This window comes from Microbacterium enclense (genome assembly GCF_001456955.1).
Lineage (GTDB): Bacteria > Actinomycetota > Actinomycetes > Actinomycetales > Microbacteriaceae > Microbacterium > Microbacterium enclense.
Window position 1 is genome coordinate 178,554 of the sequence record NZ_KQ758473.1, and the last position, 14,927, is coordinate 193,480.

16 protein-coding genes are annotated in these 14,927 nt (G+C 72.4%); all 16 read left to right on the forward strand.

What is annotated here, in order from left to right; translation table 11 throughout:
- The first annotated feature begins 169 nt into the window (after positions 1-169).
- The 16 genes from rpoZ (at position 170) to lgt (ending at position 14,878) form a co-directional block, all read left to right on the forward strand.
- Positions 170-424, forward strand: a complete 255-nt coding sequence (gene rpoZ, locus AS029_RS14170; protein WP_055837405.1) for a DNA-directed RNA polymerase subunit omega — start codon at positions 170-172, stop codon at positions 422-424.
- Between the two features lie 115 nt (positions 425-539).
- Complete coding sequence (gene metK / locus AS029_RS14175; protein WP_058233237.1) at positions 540-1,733, forward strand: methionine adenosyltransferase; 1,194 nt, start codon at positions 540-542, stop codon at positions 1,731-1,733.
- Positions 1,734-1,854: 121 nt separating this feature from the next.
- The gene (locus AS029_RS14180) at positions 1,855-3,837 is read left to right on the forward strand and encodes a primosomal protein N' family DNA-binding protein (RefSeq protein ID WP_058233238.1); all 1,983 of its coding nucleotides are present in this window, start codon (positions 1,855-1,857) and stop codon (positions 3,835-3,837) included.
- Positions 3,838-3,907: 70 nt separating this feature from the next.
- Positions 3,908-4,825 (forward strand): methionyl-tRNA formyltransferase, encoded by a 918-nt coding sequence (fmt, locus tag AS029_RS14185; RefSeq protein WP_058233239.1) that lies wholly within the window; start codon positions 3,908-3,910, stop codon positions 4,823-4,825.
- Complete coding sequence (locus tag AS029_RS14190; protein ID WP_058233240.1) at positions 4,822-6,192, forward strand: RsmB/NOP family class I SAM-dependent RNA methyltransferase; 1,371 nt, start codon at positions 4,822-4,824, stop codon at positions 6,190-6,192. Before fmt ends, AS029_RS14190 begins: the two co-directional genes overlap by 4 nt.
- A gap of 149 nt (positions 6,193-6,341) precedes the next feature.
- The gene (gene rpe / locus AS029_RS14195; RefSeq protein ID WP_058233241.1) at positions 6,342-7,013 is read left to right on the forward strand and encodes a ribulose-phosphate 3-epimerase; all 672 of its coding nucleotides are present in this window, start codon (positions 6,342-6,344) and stop codon (positions 7,011-7,013) included.
- A gap of 538 nt (positions 7,014-7,551) precedes the next feature.
- The gene (locus AS029_RS14200) at positions 7,552-7,815 is read left to right on the forward strand and encodes a phosphoribosyl-ATP diphosphatase (RefSeq protein ID WP_055837422.1); all 264 of its coding nucleotides are present in this window, start codon (positions 7,552-7,554) and stop codon (positions 7,813-7,815) included.
- A gap of 77 nt (positions 7,816-7,892) precedes the next feature.
- The gene (gene hisG, locus AS029_RS14205; RefSeq protein ID WP_058233242.1) at positions 7,893-8,735 is read left to right on the forward strand and encodes an ATP phosphoribosyltransferase; all 843 of its coding nucleotides are present in this window, start codon (positions 7,893-7,895) and stop codon (positions 8,733-8,735) included.
- Positions 8,735-9,499, forward strand: a complete 765-nt coding sequence (gene hisF / locus AS029_RS14210; protein WP_058233243.1) for an imidazole glycerol phosphate synthase subunit HisF — start codon at positions 8,735-8,737, stop codon at positions 9,497-9,499. The genes hisG and hisF overlap by 1 nt, the downstream gene beginning before the upstream one ends.
- A complete protein-coding gene (gene hisI, locus AS029_RS14215; RefSeq protein ID WP_058233244.1) occupies positions 9,496-9,834 on the forward strand; it encodes a phosphoribosyl-AMP cyclohydrolase in 339 nt (112 codons plus the stop codon). The genes hisF and hisI overlap by 4 nt, the downstream gene beginning before the upstream one ends.
- Positions 9,834-10,421, forward strand: a complete 588-nt coding sequence (locus tag AS029_RS14220; RefSeq protein WP_058233245.1) for a Trp biosynthesis-associated membrane protein — start codon at positions 9,834-9,836, stop codon at positions 10,419-10,421. Before hisI ends, AS029_RS14220 begins: the two co-directional genes overlap by 1 nt.
- 295 nt (positions 10,422-10,716) lie before the next feature.
- Entirely contained in the window at positions 10,717-10,947 is a 231-nt protein-coding gene (locus AS029_RS14225) for a DUF6704 family protein (protein ID WP_058233246.1), read from the forward strand.
- A 2-nt stretch (positions 10,948-10,949) separates the two neighbouring features.
- Positions 10,950-11,726, forward strand: a complete 777-nt coding sequence (gene trpC / locus AS029_RS14230) for an indole-3-glycerol phosphate synthase TrpC (protein ID WP_058233247.1) — start codon at positions 10,950-10,952, stop codon at positions 11,724-11,726.
- Positions 11,723-13,075 carry a tryptophan synthase subunit beta gene (gene trpB / locus AS029_RS14235; protein WP_058233248.1) on the forward strand — a complete coding sequence of 451 codons (1,353 nt, stop codon included), beginning with the start codon at positions 11,723-11,725 and terminating at the stop codon, positions 13,073-13,075. The genes trpC and trpB overlap by 4 nt, the downstream gene beginning before the upstream one ends.
- The gene (gene trpA / locus AS029_RS14240) at positions 13,072-13,863 is read left to right on the forward strand and encodes a tryptophan synthase subunit alpha (protein WP_058233249.1); all 792 of its coding nucleotides are present in this window, start codon (positions 13,072-13,074) and stop codon (positions 13,861-13,863) included. The genes trpB and trpA overlap by 4 nt, the downstream gene beginning before the upstream one ends.
- A gap of 10 nt (positions 13,864-13,873) precedes the next feature.
- Entirely contained in the window at positions 13,874-14,878 is a 1,005-nt protein-coding gene (gene lgt, locus AS029_RS14245; RefSeq protein WP_058233250.1) for a prolipoprotein diacylglyceryl transferase, read from the forward strand.
- The last annotated feature ends 49 nt before the right edge of the window (positions 14,879-14,927 follow it).

The window sequence follows — 14,927 nt, forward strand, 5'->3', positions numbered from 1 at the left end:
TCGGGGCGCGAGTTCTTCGCCCCGAAGTGCGGATTCCGCCCCAGAACCCGAAGGCACGACCCACCCGACGCCCTCGGCACGCGCAAGGTCGGCGTCGGCTAGAATAAGAGGATGCTTCGGCGCTCCCGGCGCCGCATCCACCCCATCCCGCCGAACCAGGAGGTTCCCCATGGCCGGACGTGACAAGGGCATCATCGACCCGCCCATCGACGCTCTGCTCGACAAGGTCGACTCGAAGTACCAGCTCGTCATCTACGCGTCCAAGCGCGCGCGCCAGATCAACGACTACTACTCCGACCTGCACGAGGGAAACCTCTTCGACAACGTCGGCCCCCTCGTCGACTCGACCGTCGAAGACAAGCCCCTCACGATCGCGCTGCACGAGATCCACGAAGACAAGCTGCGTCTGCGCGCTGCGGAGTGATCCCCAGCCCCGCACTCTCGTGATCTGTTCACAGATGTGACGATGCCCCGGGCGGCTCATCGCCGTCCGGGGCATACTTGTGCCCATCCCCGCTCGCTCATTCTCCGGAGTCACCTTGACCGACCTGCGCCTGTTCACGTCCGAGTCCGTCACCGAAGGACACCCCGACAAGATCTGCGACCAGATCTCCGACAGCATCCTCGATGCCATCCTCACCGACGACCCCACCGGGCGCGTCGCCGTCGAGACGCTGGTCACGACCGGGCTCGTGCACGTGGCGGGCGAGGTGTCGACGAGCGCGTACGTCGAGATCCCCGCCATCGTCCGCGACGTGGTGAACCGCATCGGGTACACCTCGAGCGAGACCGGCTTCGACGGCGAGTCATGCGGCGTGTCGGTCTCGATCGGTGCGCAGTCCTCCGACATCGCGGCGGGCGTGAACAAAGCGTTCGAGCAGCGCGAGCGCGGCTCCGTCGATCCCCGCGATCTGCAGGGGGCCGGCGACCAGGGCATCATGTTCGGCTTCGCCACCAACGAGACGCCGCAGCTCATGCCGATGGCCGCGTGGACCGCGCACCGCATCGCCGAGCGTCTGGCATCCGTCCGCAAGAGCGGCGCACTGCCCTTCCTCCGCCCCGACGGCAAGACGCAGGTCACGCTCGGCTACGACGGGCACACGCCGCGCAGCGTCGATTCGGTCGTGCTCTCGACGCAGCACCACCCCGACATCTCGCAGGAAGACCTGCGCGCGCAGGTGCAGGCCGAGGTCATCGACCCGGTGCTCGCCGAGACGGGCCTCGAGCTCCCCGACGTGAAGTACTACATCAACCCGGCCGGTCCGTTCGTCATCGGCGGCCCCAAGGGCGACGCGGGCCTGACGGGCCGCAAGATCATCATCGACACGTACGGCGGGGCCTCCCGCCACGGCGGCGGCGCCTTCAGCGGCAAAGACCCGTCGAAGGTCGACCGCTCTGCGGCCTACGCCATGCGCTGGGTGGCGAAGAACGCCGTCGCGGCCGGTCTCGCCGACCGCCTCGAGGTGCAGGTGGCCTACGCGATCGGCAAGGCGAACCCCGTCGGCCTCTACGTCGAGTCGTTCGGCACCGCCCACGTGGCCGACGACGTGATCGTCAGCGCCATCCGCGACGTGTTCGACCTGCGCCCCGCGGCCATCGTCGAGCAGCTCGACCTGCTGCGTCCGATCTACGCGCAGACCGCCACGTACGGCCACTTCGGCCGCGAGCTGCCCGAGTTCACGTGGGAGCGCACCGACCGCGTCGACGAGCTGCGCGCCGCCGCCGGTCTCTGACCGTGCGGGCGGGCGTCGCAGGCTGCGGCCGCGGCCGCACCTCGGCGGAGCCGGGCCCGGCCGGTCTCGCGCCCGGGGCGGCCACCGCCGGGGGCGGCCTCGCCGTCGGAAGTGCGCGCTCGTGAGCGAACGCCGCGTCGCGCGGGTGCAGCTCGAGTCGCCCGTGCCACAGCTGGACCGGCTGTTCGACTACGCCGTTCCGCACCCCCTGGTGGCAGACGTCGCGCCGGGCGTGCGGGTGAAGGTGCCGCTGCGCTCGGCCGGGCGCATGATGGACGCCTTCGTCATCGAGGTCGTGGCCGACGACGGCACCGAGCGACCGCTGTCGTCGGTCGAGGCGGTGGTGTCGCCCATGCCGGTGCTGCCCGAGCGCCTGTACACGCTCGCGCGACGCGTGGCCGATCGCGCCGCCGGTTCGGTGAGCGACGTGCTGCGTCTGGCCGTTCCCAAGCGCATGGTCCGCGCCGAGAAGGCGTGGGCGGCCGCACCGCCGCCCGAGCGACCCGAGGTCGCGCCCGCCGCCCGCGAGCGCTCCGACGCGCTGCTGCAGCCCTACCCCGGGCTCGCCGACGCCATCGACGCCGGCGAGCGCCTCGCGGTCGACGCGCCCCCGCGCCCGCACGGCGAGCTGCCGCGCGGCGCATGGGCCGACCTGCTCGCCGCCGCCGCGGTGCGCACCCTCGCCCGGGGTCGGAGCGCCGTCCTCGTCGTCCCCGACTACCGCGATCAGGCGCAGCTGCTCGCTGCGCTCGGCGAGCTGGTGACCCCGGATGCCATCGTGCGCGACGACGCCGACCAGTCGGGGCCCGCGCGCTACGCGCAGTACCTCCGCACTCTCGCACCCGTGCCCTGCATCGTCGTGGGCCGCCGCTCCGGCGTGTACGCGCCGGCGCACGATACCGGACTCGTGGCGATCTGGGACGACGGCGACTCCCTGCTGTCGGAGCCCCTCGCGCCCGGTGTGCACGCGCGCGACGCTGCCCTCGTCCGCCAAGAAGGGGAGGGGTCGGCCCTCGTCTTCGTCGGACACACGCGCACGACCGACGTACAGCGGTTGGTCGAGGTCGGCTACGTGCGCGAGATCGCGCCGGCCCGCCGCTCCAGCCCCCGAGTGGTCCTCAGCGCGACCCGCGAGGGCGAGCAGCGGCAGTCGCGGGTTCCGTCCTCGGCGTTCGCCGCCGCGCGCGAGGCGCTGCAGCACGGTCCCGTGCTGGTGCAGGTCGCCCGCCCCGGCTACGCGCCGTCGCTCGTGTGCGCCGACTGCCGTCGTCCCGCCCGGTGCCCGCACTGCGCGGGGCCGCTGCGCGCCGCCCGGCCCGGTGCGACGCCGGTCTGCGCCTGGTGCGGCCGGAGCGCCCACGCGTGGACGTGCGGGCACTGCGGCTCCGCGAAGCTGCGCATGGCGTCGTCGGGCAGCGAGCGCACCGCCGACGAGCTCGGCCGCGCCTTCCCGAACACGCGGGTCATCGTCGCCGACGGCGCGCACCCCGTCGCCGAGGTCGACCCCCTTCCCGCCCTCGTCATCGCCACGCGCGGCGCCGAGCCGATCGCCCGCGGCGGGTATCGCGCCGTCATCCTGCTCGACGGCGACCGGATGCTGCAGAGCGAGGCCCTGCGCATCGGCGAGAGCTGCCTGCGCTGGTGGTCCAACGCCGCCGCCCTGGCCGCCCCCGGCGCTCCCGTGCACCTGGTCGGCGTCGCCGGCCCCGTGGCCCGCGCTCTCGCGACGTGGACGCAGCCCGCGTACGCGCGCGCGGAGCTCGCCGACCGGGCTCCGTTGCGCATGCCCCCGGCGGTGCGCGTGGCTAGCGTCGACGGCCACACCCGCAGCGTGGACACGCTGTTGGCATCCCTCCGCGAGACGGTCCCCGATCTCGACGCCCTCGCCATCCTCGGCCCGGTCGACACCTCCGAGACGCCTGATGTCGCGACCTCCCGCGCCCTGGTGCGCTTCGACTACGCCCACGGTCGGGCCGTCGCCGAGGCGCTGCGGGCGGGCGTCATCGCCGACGCCCTGCGCGCCCGCAAATCGCGCAAGGACCGCGGTCCGAAGCCGCGCAGTACGCTCAGAGTTCGTCTCGACATCCCCGAGCCCGATCTGTGAGCGTCGCCCCACCGAGCCGACGCAGACCGCGTGCGGCGACAGCCCCGCCCCGACCCGCCTGAGGAGAACCATGCGCCTCGTCTTCGCCGGCACCCCCGCCGTCGCCGTCCCCTCCCTCCGCGTGCTGGCGGCCGGTCCGCACGAGGTCGTCGCCGTCGTCACGCGCGGCGACGCACCGCTCGGACGCAAGCGCGTGCTCACCCCGTCTCCGGTCGCGCAGGCGGCGGAGGAGCTCGGCATCCCGATCATCAAGGCCGACCGCCTCGATGCCGACGCGACCGCCCGGATCGCCGCGCTCGCACCCGAACTCGGCGTGATCGTCGCCTACGGCGGACTCGTGCGCGAGCCGCTGCTGTCGACGCCCGCGCACGGCTGGATCAACCTGCACTTCTCGCTCCTGCCGCGCTGGCGTGGCGCCGCGCCCGTGCAGCGCGCCCTCATCGCGGGAGACACCGTGACCGGCGCGAGCGTGTTCCAGCTCGTGGCTGCTCTCGACGCGGGCGACGTGTTCGCCGAGGAGCGCTACGAGGTGCCCTCCGGTGCGACCTCCGCCGACGTGCTCGACGATCTCGCCGAGATCGGCGCGCCGCTGCTGGCCCGTGTGGTCGACGGCATCGCCGACGGCACGGCGGTCGCCACCGCACAGCGGGGCGAACCCACGCTCGCCCCGAAACTCGCGCTCGAGGACGGCGCCCTCGACTTCGCACAGGATGCCGAGAGCCTTCTGCACCGCATCGCCGGTGTCACTCCCGAGCCGGGCGCCCACACCACCCTCGACGGCTCCCGTTTCAAGGTGCTGCGGGCCGCCCCCTCCGAGGCGCCGGCCCTCCCGCCCGGACGGGTCGCGGCATCCGGCAAGACCGTGATCGTCGGAACCGGCTCCACGCCGATCCGGCTCGAGACGGTCCAACCCGCGGGCAAGGGCGCCATGGCTGCCGGAGACTGGTTCCGCGGCCTCCGCTCCGACGAGCCGGTGCTCGGCGCATGAGTGTGCAGGGAGCGCGCGCCGTCGCCTACGAGGTCCTGCGCGCGGTGTCGGGCGATGAGGCGTACGCCAATCTGCTGCTGCCGCACGCCATCGTGCGGGCGAGACTGGATGCCAAGGACGCCGGTCTCGCGACGGAACTGACCTACGGCACACTGCGTCGGCGGGGGACGTACGACGCCATCATCGCCGCCGCGGCCGATCGCACCGTCGACCGCATCGACCCGAACGTGCTCGACGCGCTGCGCCTCGGCGTTCACCAGCTGCTGTCGACGCGGGTCGCGTCGCACGCGGCCGTCAACGAGTCGGTCGAGTTGGCGCGCCGCCACGGCGGGGGAAGGGGTGCGGCGGGCTTCGTCAACGCCGTCCTGCGCCGGGTCTCGCGCGACACGCCCGGTCAGTGGATGCAGCGCATCGCCGCCGGGGCGCGCAGCGACGACGAGCGCATCGGCCTCATATCGGCCCATCCCGTGTGGATCGTGCGCGCGCTCCGACGCGCGCTGAACGCGGAGGGCCGCGTCGACGAGCTCGAGGCGCTGCTCGAGGCCGACAACGCCGCGCCCCGCGTGGCGATGGTCGCCTTGCCGGGGCTGGCCGATGTTCCCGACGACGCCGCCGGGGCCCGCTTCGCCCCGACGGCCTTCACGACCCGCGGGGGAGACCCGGAGGGGCTCATCCGCGCCTCCGATGGCCGGATCCGCGTGCAGGACGAGGGTTCGCAGCTCGCCGCACTCGCCCTCAGCCGCGCGCTTCCCGTGCAATCGGGCGAGAGGTGGCTCGACCTGTGCGCCGGCCCCGGCGGCAAGACGGCCCTGCTCGCCGCCGAGGCCCTCGCCGCCCGCGCGACGCTGGATGCCAATGAGATCGCGCCGGCGCGTGCGGGACTCGTACGCCAGGCCGTGGCATCCGTGCCCCTCCCCGTCGAGGTCAGTGAGGAGGACGGCCGCGATCGCGCGGCGCGGACGCCGGGGGAGTACGACCGCATCCTGGTGGACGCCCCGTGCACGGGCATCGGCGCACTTCGTCGGCGGCCCGAGGCGCGGTGGCGCAAGACGCCGGCCGACGTGCCCGACCTGACGGCGCTGCAGCAGGAGCTGGTGCTCGCGGCGTTCGAGGCGCTCAAGCCGGGCGGGGTCGTGGCGTACGTCACGTGCTCGCCGCACCTCGCCGAGACCTCCGGGGTCTTGGCGGAGGTCAAGCGCGAGCTCGGCGACGCCGTGGAGGAGCTCGACGCCCGCGCGGTCGTGCGCGCGGTCGCGCAGAACGAGATCGATCTGCCCGACCAGGCCGACGGATCGCTGCGCGCCCAGCTGTGGCCCCACCGTCACGGCACCGACGCGATGTCGATCGCGCTGCTGCGCAAGCGCTGACCCGCGATCGCGCCCCTCTCCGTCCCGTGCTCGCGACACGTGGCGTAGCGACGGACGAGGGACGAGGTGTGGTGCACACGCGGCGCGCGACGGCGGGCAGCCGACGGCCCGAGCGGGGGAGGACCCTCGCTCGCGCCCATAATGGTCGGGTGCCTACCGACGCCCCTCGCATCAACCCGAGCATCCTGGCCGCCGACTTCGTGAACATGGAGGCCGAGCTCGCCCGCATCGCCGGCGCGGACTTCGTACACGTCGACGTCATGGACAACCATTTCGTGCCCAACCTCACGTTCGGGCCGCAGATGGTGGGGCGCATCCAGGAGACGAGCCCCGTGCCGCTGGACGTGCACCTGATGATCGACGACCCCGACCGGTGGGCTCCGGCCTACGCCGAGCTGGGCGCGGCATCCGTCACCTTCCACCTCGAGGCCGCGGCATCCCCCATCGCGCTCGCCCGCCAGCTCCGATCGATCGGCGCGCGCGCCGGTGTGGCCGTGAAGCCCGGCACCCCCGTCGAGAACCTGTTCGAGGCGCTCAACGAGTTCGACCAGATCCTGGTGATGACCGTCGAGCCCGGTTTCGGCGGCCAGTCGTTCATGCCCGAGACCATGCCGAAGCTCCGCGCCCTCGCCGACGAGGCGAAGCGCCGCGGATCGAGCGTGTGGCTGCAGGTCGACGGCGGCATCGGCGAGTCCACGATCGCCCAGGCCGCCGAAGCCGGGGCCGACACCTTCGTCGCCGGCTCCGCGGTGTTCGGCGCCGACGACCCCGACCGCGCAATCCAGTCGCTCCGCGCCTCCGCCGCGCGCCACCGCCACTGACGCGCGCCGTCGGCGTTCGCGCCTCCAGCGCCCGCTGCCCGCATCGCTCTCTCGCGGAGGCGCGATCCGCGCGTGAGAACGCGTTCCCCCCCCCCCCCCCCCCCCCCCCCCCCCCCCCCCCCCCCCCCCCCCGCGTGGCCCCTCGCGCTGAGAAACGCGATTTGCACGCGGAAACGCCCTCTGCCGCCGTTTCTTCGCGCGAGAAGCGTTTATCAGCGACCGACGCGCCGGCATCCGGATGCCACGACCTCACTGCACCGTCCGAGGACCGTGCCGCACCACCCACCCCTCGGCACCGCCTGCTCCTCGCGCCGAGAAACGCGATCCGCGCGCTGAAACGCCCTCTGCCGCCGTTTCTTCGCGCAAGGCGCGTTTATCGGCGACCGACACCCGGCATCCGATGCCACGGCCTCACGGCACCGCCGCGCGGACCGCGCCGCACCACCGCCCGCGGACCGCGCCGCACCGCCGACCCCGCGGCGCCGCCCCCGCCGCGCCCACGGCACCGGCCACCCCGCCGACCCGATACCCTGGGATCGTGAAGACCTTCGACGACCTGTTCGCGGAACTCAGCGCCAAGGCCGTCGAGCGACCCGAGGGGTCGGGCACCGTCGCGCAGCTCGACGCCGGCGTGCACGCCATAGGCAAGAAGATCGTCGAAGAGGCCGCCGAGGTGTGGATGGCCGCTGAGTACGAGTCCGACGCGGCGGCAGCCGAAGAGATCTCGCAGCTGCTGTACCACCTGCAGACGCTCATGCTCGCGAAGGGCCTGTCGCTCGAAGACGTCTACCGACATCTCTGAGCCCCACCTCCGACAGCCCGACACCGCCTCCGCGGCGTCTGCCGCCTTCCGCTCACTCCAACACGAAAGCCCCCGTCATGCTGCGTATCGCCGTGCCGAACAAGGGGTCGCTCGCCGAGACCGCCGCCGAGATGCTCTCGGAGGCCGGGTACACCGGACGACGCGACTCGAAAGACCTGTACACCGTCGACCCCGTCAACGAGGTCGAGTTCTTCTACCTCCGCCCGCGCGACATCGCGACCTACGTCGGATCCGGCGCGCTCGATGTCGGCATCACCGGCCGTGACCTGCTGCTCGACGCCCGCATGCCGGGTGCGCGCGAGATCGAGTCGCTCGGTTTCGCCGGTTCGACCTTCCGCTTCGCCGGCCGCCCCGGCCGCTTCACCGATGTGAACGACCTGCAGGGCCTGCGCGTCGCGACCGCGTACCCGGGTCTGGTCGACGCGTTCCTCGACGAGCGCGGCATCGCCGTCGACATCGTGCCGCTCGACGGCGCGGTCGAATCGGCCGTGCAGCTCGGAGTGGCGGATGCCGTGGCCGACGTCGTCTCAACCGGCACGACGCTGCGTCAGGCGGGGCTCGAGATCTTCGGCCCCGTCCTGCTCGAGAGCGACGCCGTGCTGATCGCCGGCCCGAACGAGGTCGAGGGCACCGAGACGCTCCTGCGGCGCCTTCGCGGCGTGCTCGCCGCTCGCAAGTACGTGCTCATCGACTACGACCTGCCGGCTCACCTCGTCGAGCAGGCGATCGCCGTCGCGCCGGGCCTGGAGTCGCCGACGATCTCGCCGCTGCGCGACCCCGAGTGGGTGGCCGTGCGCGTGATGAGCCCGCGCCGCGACGTCAACCGCGTGATGGACGAGCTCTACGCCATCGGCGCGCGCGCGATCCTCGTCACCGAGATCCTCGCCGCGAGGCTCTGATGGCCCTCGCGCGTCGCGTCATCCCGTGCCTCGACGTGGCGGCGGGCCGCGTCGTCAAGGGCGTCAACTTCCTCGACCTGCGCGACATGGGCGACCCGGTCGAGCTGGCCAAGCTCTACTTCGAGCAGGGCGCCGACGAGGTCACCTTCCTCGACGTCACGGCCACGGTCGATGAGCGCTCCACCACCTACGACGTCGTGCGCCGCACGGCCGAGCAGGTCTTCATCCCGCTCACCGTCGGCGGGGGAGTGCGCTCGGCTGAGGACGTCGCGCGCCTGCTCGCGGTCGGCGCTGACAAGATCGGCGTGAACTCCGCCGCGATCGCCCGCCCCGCGCTCATCGACGAGATCGCGGACCGGTTCGGCGCGCAGGTCGTCGTGCTCTCGCTCGACGTGAAGCGCGCGGCATCCACCCCCTCCGGCTTCGTCGTGACCACCCACGGCGGCCGCACCGAGACCACCCTCGACGCCCTCGACTGGGCGCGCGAGGCCGTCGAACGCGGGGCCGGCGAGCTGCTGGTGAACTCCATCGACGCCGACGGCACGAAGCAGGGCTTCGACCTCGAGCTCGTCCGCCTGATGCGCCAGGTCGCCGCGGTGCCGGTCATCGCCTCGGGCGGCGCCGGCGCCCTGGAGCACTTCGCCCCGGCCGTGCAGGCCGGTGCCGACGCCGTGCTCGCGGCATCCGTGTTCCACTCCGCGCAGCTGACCGTCGGACAGGTCAAAGACGCGATGGCCGCCGAGGGGATCGAGGTGCGCCGATGAGCGTCGAGAGCGTCACGTACAACGCCGACGGCCTCGTCCCCGCGGTCATCCAGCAGTACGACTCGCGTGAAGTGCTGATGATGGGGTGGATGGATGCCGAGGCCCTGAACCGCACGCTGACCACCGGCCGCGTGACGTTCTGGTCGCGCTCGCGTCAGGAGTACTGGCGCAAGGGCGACACGTCGGGCCACATCCAGCTGGTCAAGGGCGCGCGCCTCGACTGCGACGGCGACACCCTGCTCATCGAGGTCGACCAGATCGGCGCCGCCTGCCACACCGGCGACCACACCTGCTTCGACGCCGACGATCTGCACCCGGTCGTGGGGGAGCGCTGATGCGGCGCGCCCGCTCGCTCGCGGTGCTGGCGATGCTGGCGGCGGGGGCGATCGGGGTGATCGCCTCTACCCAGACGTGGATCGACGTCACCCTCGACGACGGCGCGCAGCAGACCCTCGCGGTTGCGGGCGCCGAAGCCCTGCCCGTGCTCACCCCGCTGAGCCTCGCGGCGCTGGCGCTCGGGGCCGCGCTGTCGATCGTCGGACCCGTGCTGCGCTACGTCTTCGGCGTGCTGGGCGCGCTGATCGCGGCCCTCGTCGGCGTCGGCGCCGCCCAGCTGATGATCGGGCGCCCCGTCGCCGCGGCGGCATCGACGGTGACCGACGCCACGGGCATCTCCGGAACGGATGCCGTCGGCTCGCTCATCACCGGCTTCTCGCTGACCCCGTGGCCGGGGGTGACCCTGTTCGCGCAGGCGGTGCTGTTCGCCGCGGCCGTCTTCACCCTGGTCACCGCACGCCGCTGGACATCGGGAGCGAGCCGCAAGTACCGCACGGCCACCGAGGCGGGGGCCGACACGGGTCGTCCGCACGACGCGATCGACTCGTGGGACGACCTCTCCCGCGGCGACGACCCCACGGCCTGACGGCACGCCTCATCCGCCGAGGCCGAGGACGCGCTCGAGATCGAGCACGAGAAACGCCATCGGCGGGGAGAAACGGCACGAGCGTGCGTGTCTCGCCGTCGATGGCGTTTCTCGGCCCGCCCGCCGCCCGCCGCCCGCCGCCCGCACCCGCCGCCCGCCACCCGCCGCCCGCCGCCCGCCGCCCGCCGCCCAGCGACCTTGCGACATCGAGACGTCGACGCCGGGACCGGCCTCGCGCTTCGATAGACTGAGCGGACGCTTTCCCCCGCGCCCGCGCGCGACTCTAAGGAGCCCCATGAGCAACCCCATCGGCGATCCCGGCCACGGACACTCGCCCGCCGCCTGGACGGCCGTGATCATCATGCTCGTCGCGATCACCCTCGGCACGCTGTTCTTCTGGTTCGACATGCCCGTGCTCGTCTGGGCCTCGGTCGGTCTGCTCGTCGTCGGCGCCATCGTGGGCTGGGTCATGACCAAGGCCGGTTACGGCGCGAACGGCGCGAAGTCCAACCCGAAGGCGCACTGACCGTGCTGGCCGATCTCACGGCCGGAGCGGTTCAAGATGCCGAGCAGCGCGCCGAGACGCGTTCGCTCGCCGACGTCGAGCGCGACGCTCTGGCGCAGACGCCCGCGCGAGACGCGCTGGCCATGCTCGCCCCCGCCGACCGGGTGAAGATCATCGCCGAGGTCAAGCGCGCGAGCCCCTCGCGCGGCGACCTCGCCGCCATCCCCGACCCGGCCCGACAGGCGCGCCTGTACGAGGAGGGCGGCGCGTCGGCCATCTCGGTCCTGACCGAGGGACGCAAGTTCAAGGGCAGCCTCGCCGACCTCGAAGCCGTGCGCGCCGCCGTCGGCGTGCCGGTGCTCCGCAAGGACTTCCTCGCCACGCCGTACCAGGTGCTCGAGGCCCGAGCCTCCGGCGCCGACCTCGTGCTGCTGATCGTCGCCGCGCTCGATCAGAAGACGCTCACCGAGCTGTTCGCCCTGTCGACCGAGCTCGGTATGACGGCACTCGTCGAGACGCACTCGGCCGACGAGCTCGAGCGCGCCAAAGACCTCGGTGCCACGCTCATCGGCGTCAACGCCCGCAACCTCTCGACGTTCGAGCTCGACCGCGACCTGTTCGGATCGCTCGCCGACCGCTTCCCGGCCGATGCCGTCAAGATCGCCGAGTCCGCCGTGCTCGCGCCCGCCGACGTCGCCCACTACCGCGCCGCGGGTGCCGACGTCGTGCTCGTGGGCGAGGCTCTCGTCACCGGCGACCCGGTCGCCACGCTCCGCGCGTTCCTCCAGGAGGGTTCATGACCACGCCTCTGCGCGACCAGCCCACGAGCCTTCGGGCGCAGAAGGGGCCGTTCTTCGGCGACTTCGGCGGCCGGTACATGCCCGAATCGCTCATCGCCGCCATCGACGAGCTGACCGAGGTGTACGAGTCGGCGATGGCCGACCCGGCCTTCCACGCCGAGCTCACCGCACTGCTGCGCGACTACGCGGGCCGGCCCTCGGCGCTCACCGAGGTGCCCCGCTTCGCCGAGCACGCCGGCGGCGCCCGCGTCTTCCTCAAGCGCGAAGACCTGAACCACACCGGCTCGCACAAGATCAACAACGTCCTCGGTCAGGCGCTGCTCACCAAGCGCCTCGGCAAGACCCGCGTCATCGCCGAGACCGGAGCCGGCCAGCACGGCGTCGCGACGGCCACCGCAGCCGCGCTGTTCGGTCTCGACTGCGTCATCTACATGGGCGAGGTCGACACCGAGCGTCAGGCCCTCAACGTCGCGCGCATGCGTCTGCTGGGTGCCGAGGTGGTGCCCGTCACGACCGGCTCGCGCACGCTGAAAGACGCGATCAACGAGGCGTACCGCGACTGGGTCGCCTCGGTCGAGACGACCAACTACATCTTCGGCACCGCCGCCGGTCCTCACCCGTTCCCGGCGATGGTCCGCGACTTCCAGAAGATCATCGGTGAAGAGACGCGCGCCGAGTTCCTCGAGCGCCTCGGCCGTCTTCCGGATGCCGTGTTCGCCTGCGTGGGCGGCGGCTCCAATGCCATCGGCATGTTCGACGCATTCCTCGACGACCCGGGCGTCGCGCTGTACGGCGTCGAGGCCGCCGGCGACGGCGTCGACACCCCGAAGCACGCGGCATCCATCGGTCGCGGCCGCCCCGGCGTCCTCCACGGTGCCCGCACCTACGTCCTGCAAGACGAAGACGGTCAGACCACCGAGTCGCACTCGATCTCGGCCGGCCTCGACTACCCGGGCGTCGGCCCCGAGCACGCGTGGCTCGCCGACCTCGGTCGCGCGCAGTACATTCCGGCGACCGACGACGAGGCGATGCAGGCGCTGCGCCTGCTGTCGCGCACCGAGGGCATCATCCCGGCGATCGAGTCCGCCCACGCCCTGGCCGGAGCCCTGCGCATCGGTCGCGAGCTGGGTCCGGATGCCGTGATCGCGATCAACCTGTCCGGTCGCGGCGACAAAGACATGGACACCGCGGCGCGCTACTTCGACCTCTACGACGCCGAGCACGCGCCGGAGGTCGCCGAGGGGCGCGGCCAGACGCGTGCCGCCGAGGCCGTGGCATCCGCGGCCGGCTCACCCGTCGACGTCGCGTCGGCACCCGACGCCGCCAGCGGTGCGGGGGTCGAGCTGTGAGCTCGCGCGTCTCGGCGGCCATCGACGCCGCCCACGCCGAGGGCCGGGGCGCCTTCGTCGGGTACCTGCCCGCAGGCTTCCCCGACGTCGCCACCAGCATCGAGGCGGCCGTCGCCCTCGCGGAGGCGGGCGCCGACGTCATCGAGCTCGGTCCGCCCTACAGCGATCCCGTGATGGACGGCCTGGTCATCCAGGAGGCGACGCAGACGGCGCTCGCGAACGGTTTCCGCATGCGCGACCTGTTCACCATCATCCGCGAGGTCACCGCGCGCACCGACGTGCCGATCCTCGTCATGACCTACTGGAACCTCGTCGAGCAGTACGGGGTCGACCGCTACGCCGACGACCTCGTCGCCGCGGGCGGCGCGGGTCTCATCACGCCCGACATCACCCCCGATGCCGGCGAGGCGTGGATCGCCGCGAGCGAGCGCACCGGTCTCGATCGCGTCTTCCTCGCCGCCCCCACCTCGTCCGACGAGCGCCTGCAGATGATCGTCGAGGCGTCCACCGGGTTCGTCTACACCGTCTCGACGATGGGCATCACGGGGGAGCGCGCGCAGTTGGATGCCGCCGCCCGCGGCCTCGTCGAGCGCCTGCGCAGCTTCGGCGCGCAGCACGCGTGCGTGGGCATCGGCATCTCCAACGCCGAGCAGGTCGCGGGTGTCGTCGATTACGCCGACGGTGCGATCGTCGGCACGGCGCTGGTGAAAGCACTGCGCGACGGCGGCGTCGACGGCCTGTCGACGCTCGCGCGGGAGCTGTCCGCGGGCACCGCGCACCGCGCCTAGACTCGTTCGCATGACGTTCGCCCTCTCGAGCGCCGCCTCCGGCGTGCTCGCCAGCATCCCGAGCCCGACGATCTCCTACGTCGATCTGGGTCCGCTCCGCATCCACTTCTACGCCCTCTGCATCGTCGCGGGCATCATCGTGGCGCTCTTCCTCACCAACGCGCGCCTGACGCGTCGGGGCGCCGAGAAGTGGGTCGTCATCGACATCTGCCTGCTGGCGGTTCCGCTCGCGATCGTGGTGGCGCGCATCTACCACGTGGTCACGCACCTCGGCTTCTACTTCGGCCCGGGCTCCAACCCGTGGAACATCACGCAGCCGGGTTCGGTGTGGGCGATCTGGGAGGGCGGCATCGCCATCTACGGCGCCCTGATCGGTGGCGCCATCGGCGCGATCCTCGGCTGCAAGTGGACCGGCATCCGGTTCTGGACCTTCGCCGACGCCGTCGCGCCGGGCCTCATCATCGCGCAGGCCATGGGCCGCTTCGGCAACTGGTTCAATCAGGAGCTGTTCGGTCAGCCCACCGACCTGCCGTGGGGTCTCGAGATCGCCGCGGGCAACCCGGCCATCCCCGTCGGGCTGCCATCCGGCACGCTTTTCCAGCCGACCTTCCTGTACGAAGTAATCTGGAACCTTCTCGGCGCCGCCGTCATCCTGTGGGCCGGCAAGCGCTTCGGGCTGCAGTGGGGCAAGCAGTTCGCGGTGTACCTCGTGTGGTACTCCGCGGGCCGTATCGTCTGGGAATCCATCCGCATCGACCCCAGCGACATCATCCTCGGCCTGCGCACGAACGTCTGGGCCGCCATCTTCGGCGTGGTCCTCGGCGTCGTCATCTTCGTCGTGCAGTCGCGTCGTCACCTCGGTCTGGAGCCCTCTCCGTACGTGCCGGGGCGCGAGAGCAAGGCTGCGGGGGCTGTAGACTCAGGCGACCCCTCTGACTTCGTCGATGTGAGCGAGCCGCCCGCGACGAGCGACACCGTCGGCACCAGCGCCACAAGCAGCTCCGCGACGAACTAATACCTGGGCCGACGTCGTCCCATCCCGAAGCATCAACGTGAGGACGGTT

What these genes read in the sequence shown, in the direction of transcription:
- hisG (WP_058233242.1), top strand. Translation starts at nt 7,893, where the DNA reads ATGCTGCGTATCGCCGTGCCGAACAAGGGGTCGCTCGCCGAGACCGCC.
- AS029_RS14220 (WP_058233245.1), top strand. Translation starts at nt 9,834, where the DNA reads ATGCGGCGCGCCCGCTCGCTCGCGGTGCTGGCGATGCTGGCGGCGGGG.
- AS029_RS14225 (WP_058233246.1), top strand. Translation starts at nt 10,717, where the DNA reads ATGAGCAACCCCATCGGCGATCCCGGCCACGGACACTCGCCCGCCGCC.
- trpB (WP_058233248.1), top strand. Translation starts at nt 11,723, where the DNA reads ATGACCACGCCTCTGCGCGACCAGCCCACGAGCCTTCGGGCGCAGAAG.
- AS029_RS14190 (WP_058233240.1), top strand. Translation starts at nt 4,822, where the DNA reads ATGAGTGTGCAGGGAGCGCGCGCCGTCGCCTACGAGGTCCTGCGCGCG.
- hisF (WP_058233243.1), top strand. Translation starts at nt 8,735, where the DNA reads ATGGCCCTCGCGCGTCGCGTCATCCCGTGCCTCGACGTGGCGGCGGGC.
- fmt (WP_058233239.1), top strand. Translation starts at nt 3,908, where the DNA reads ATGCGCCTCGTCTTCGCCGGCACCCCCGCCGTCGCCGTCCCCTCCCTC.
- hisI (WP_058233244.1), top strand. Translation starts at nt 9,496, where the DNA reads ATGAGCGTCGAGAGCGTCACGTACAACGCCGACGGCCTCGTCCCCGCG.
- rpoZ (WP_055837405.1), top strand. Translation starts at nt 170, where the DNA reads ATGGCCGGACGTGACAAGGGCATCATCGACCCGCCCATCGACGCTCTG.
- lgt (WP_058233250.1), top strand. Translation starts at nt 13,874, where the DNA reads ATGACGTTCGCCCTCTCGAGCGCCGCCTCCGGCGTGCTCGCCAGCATC.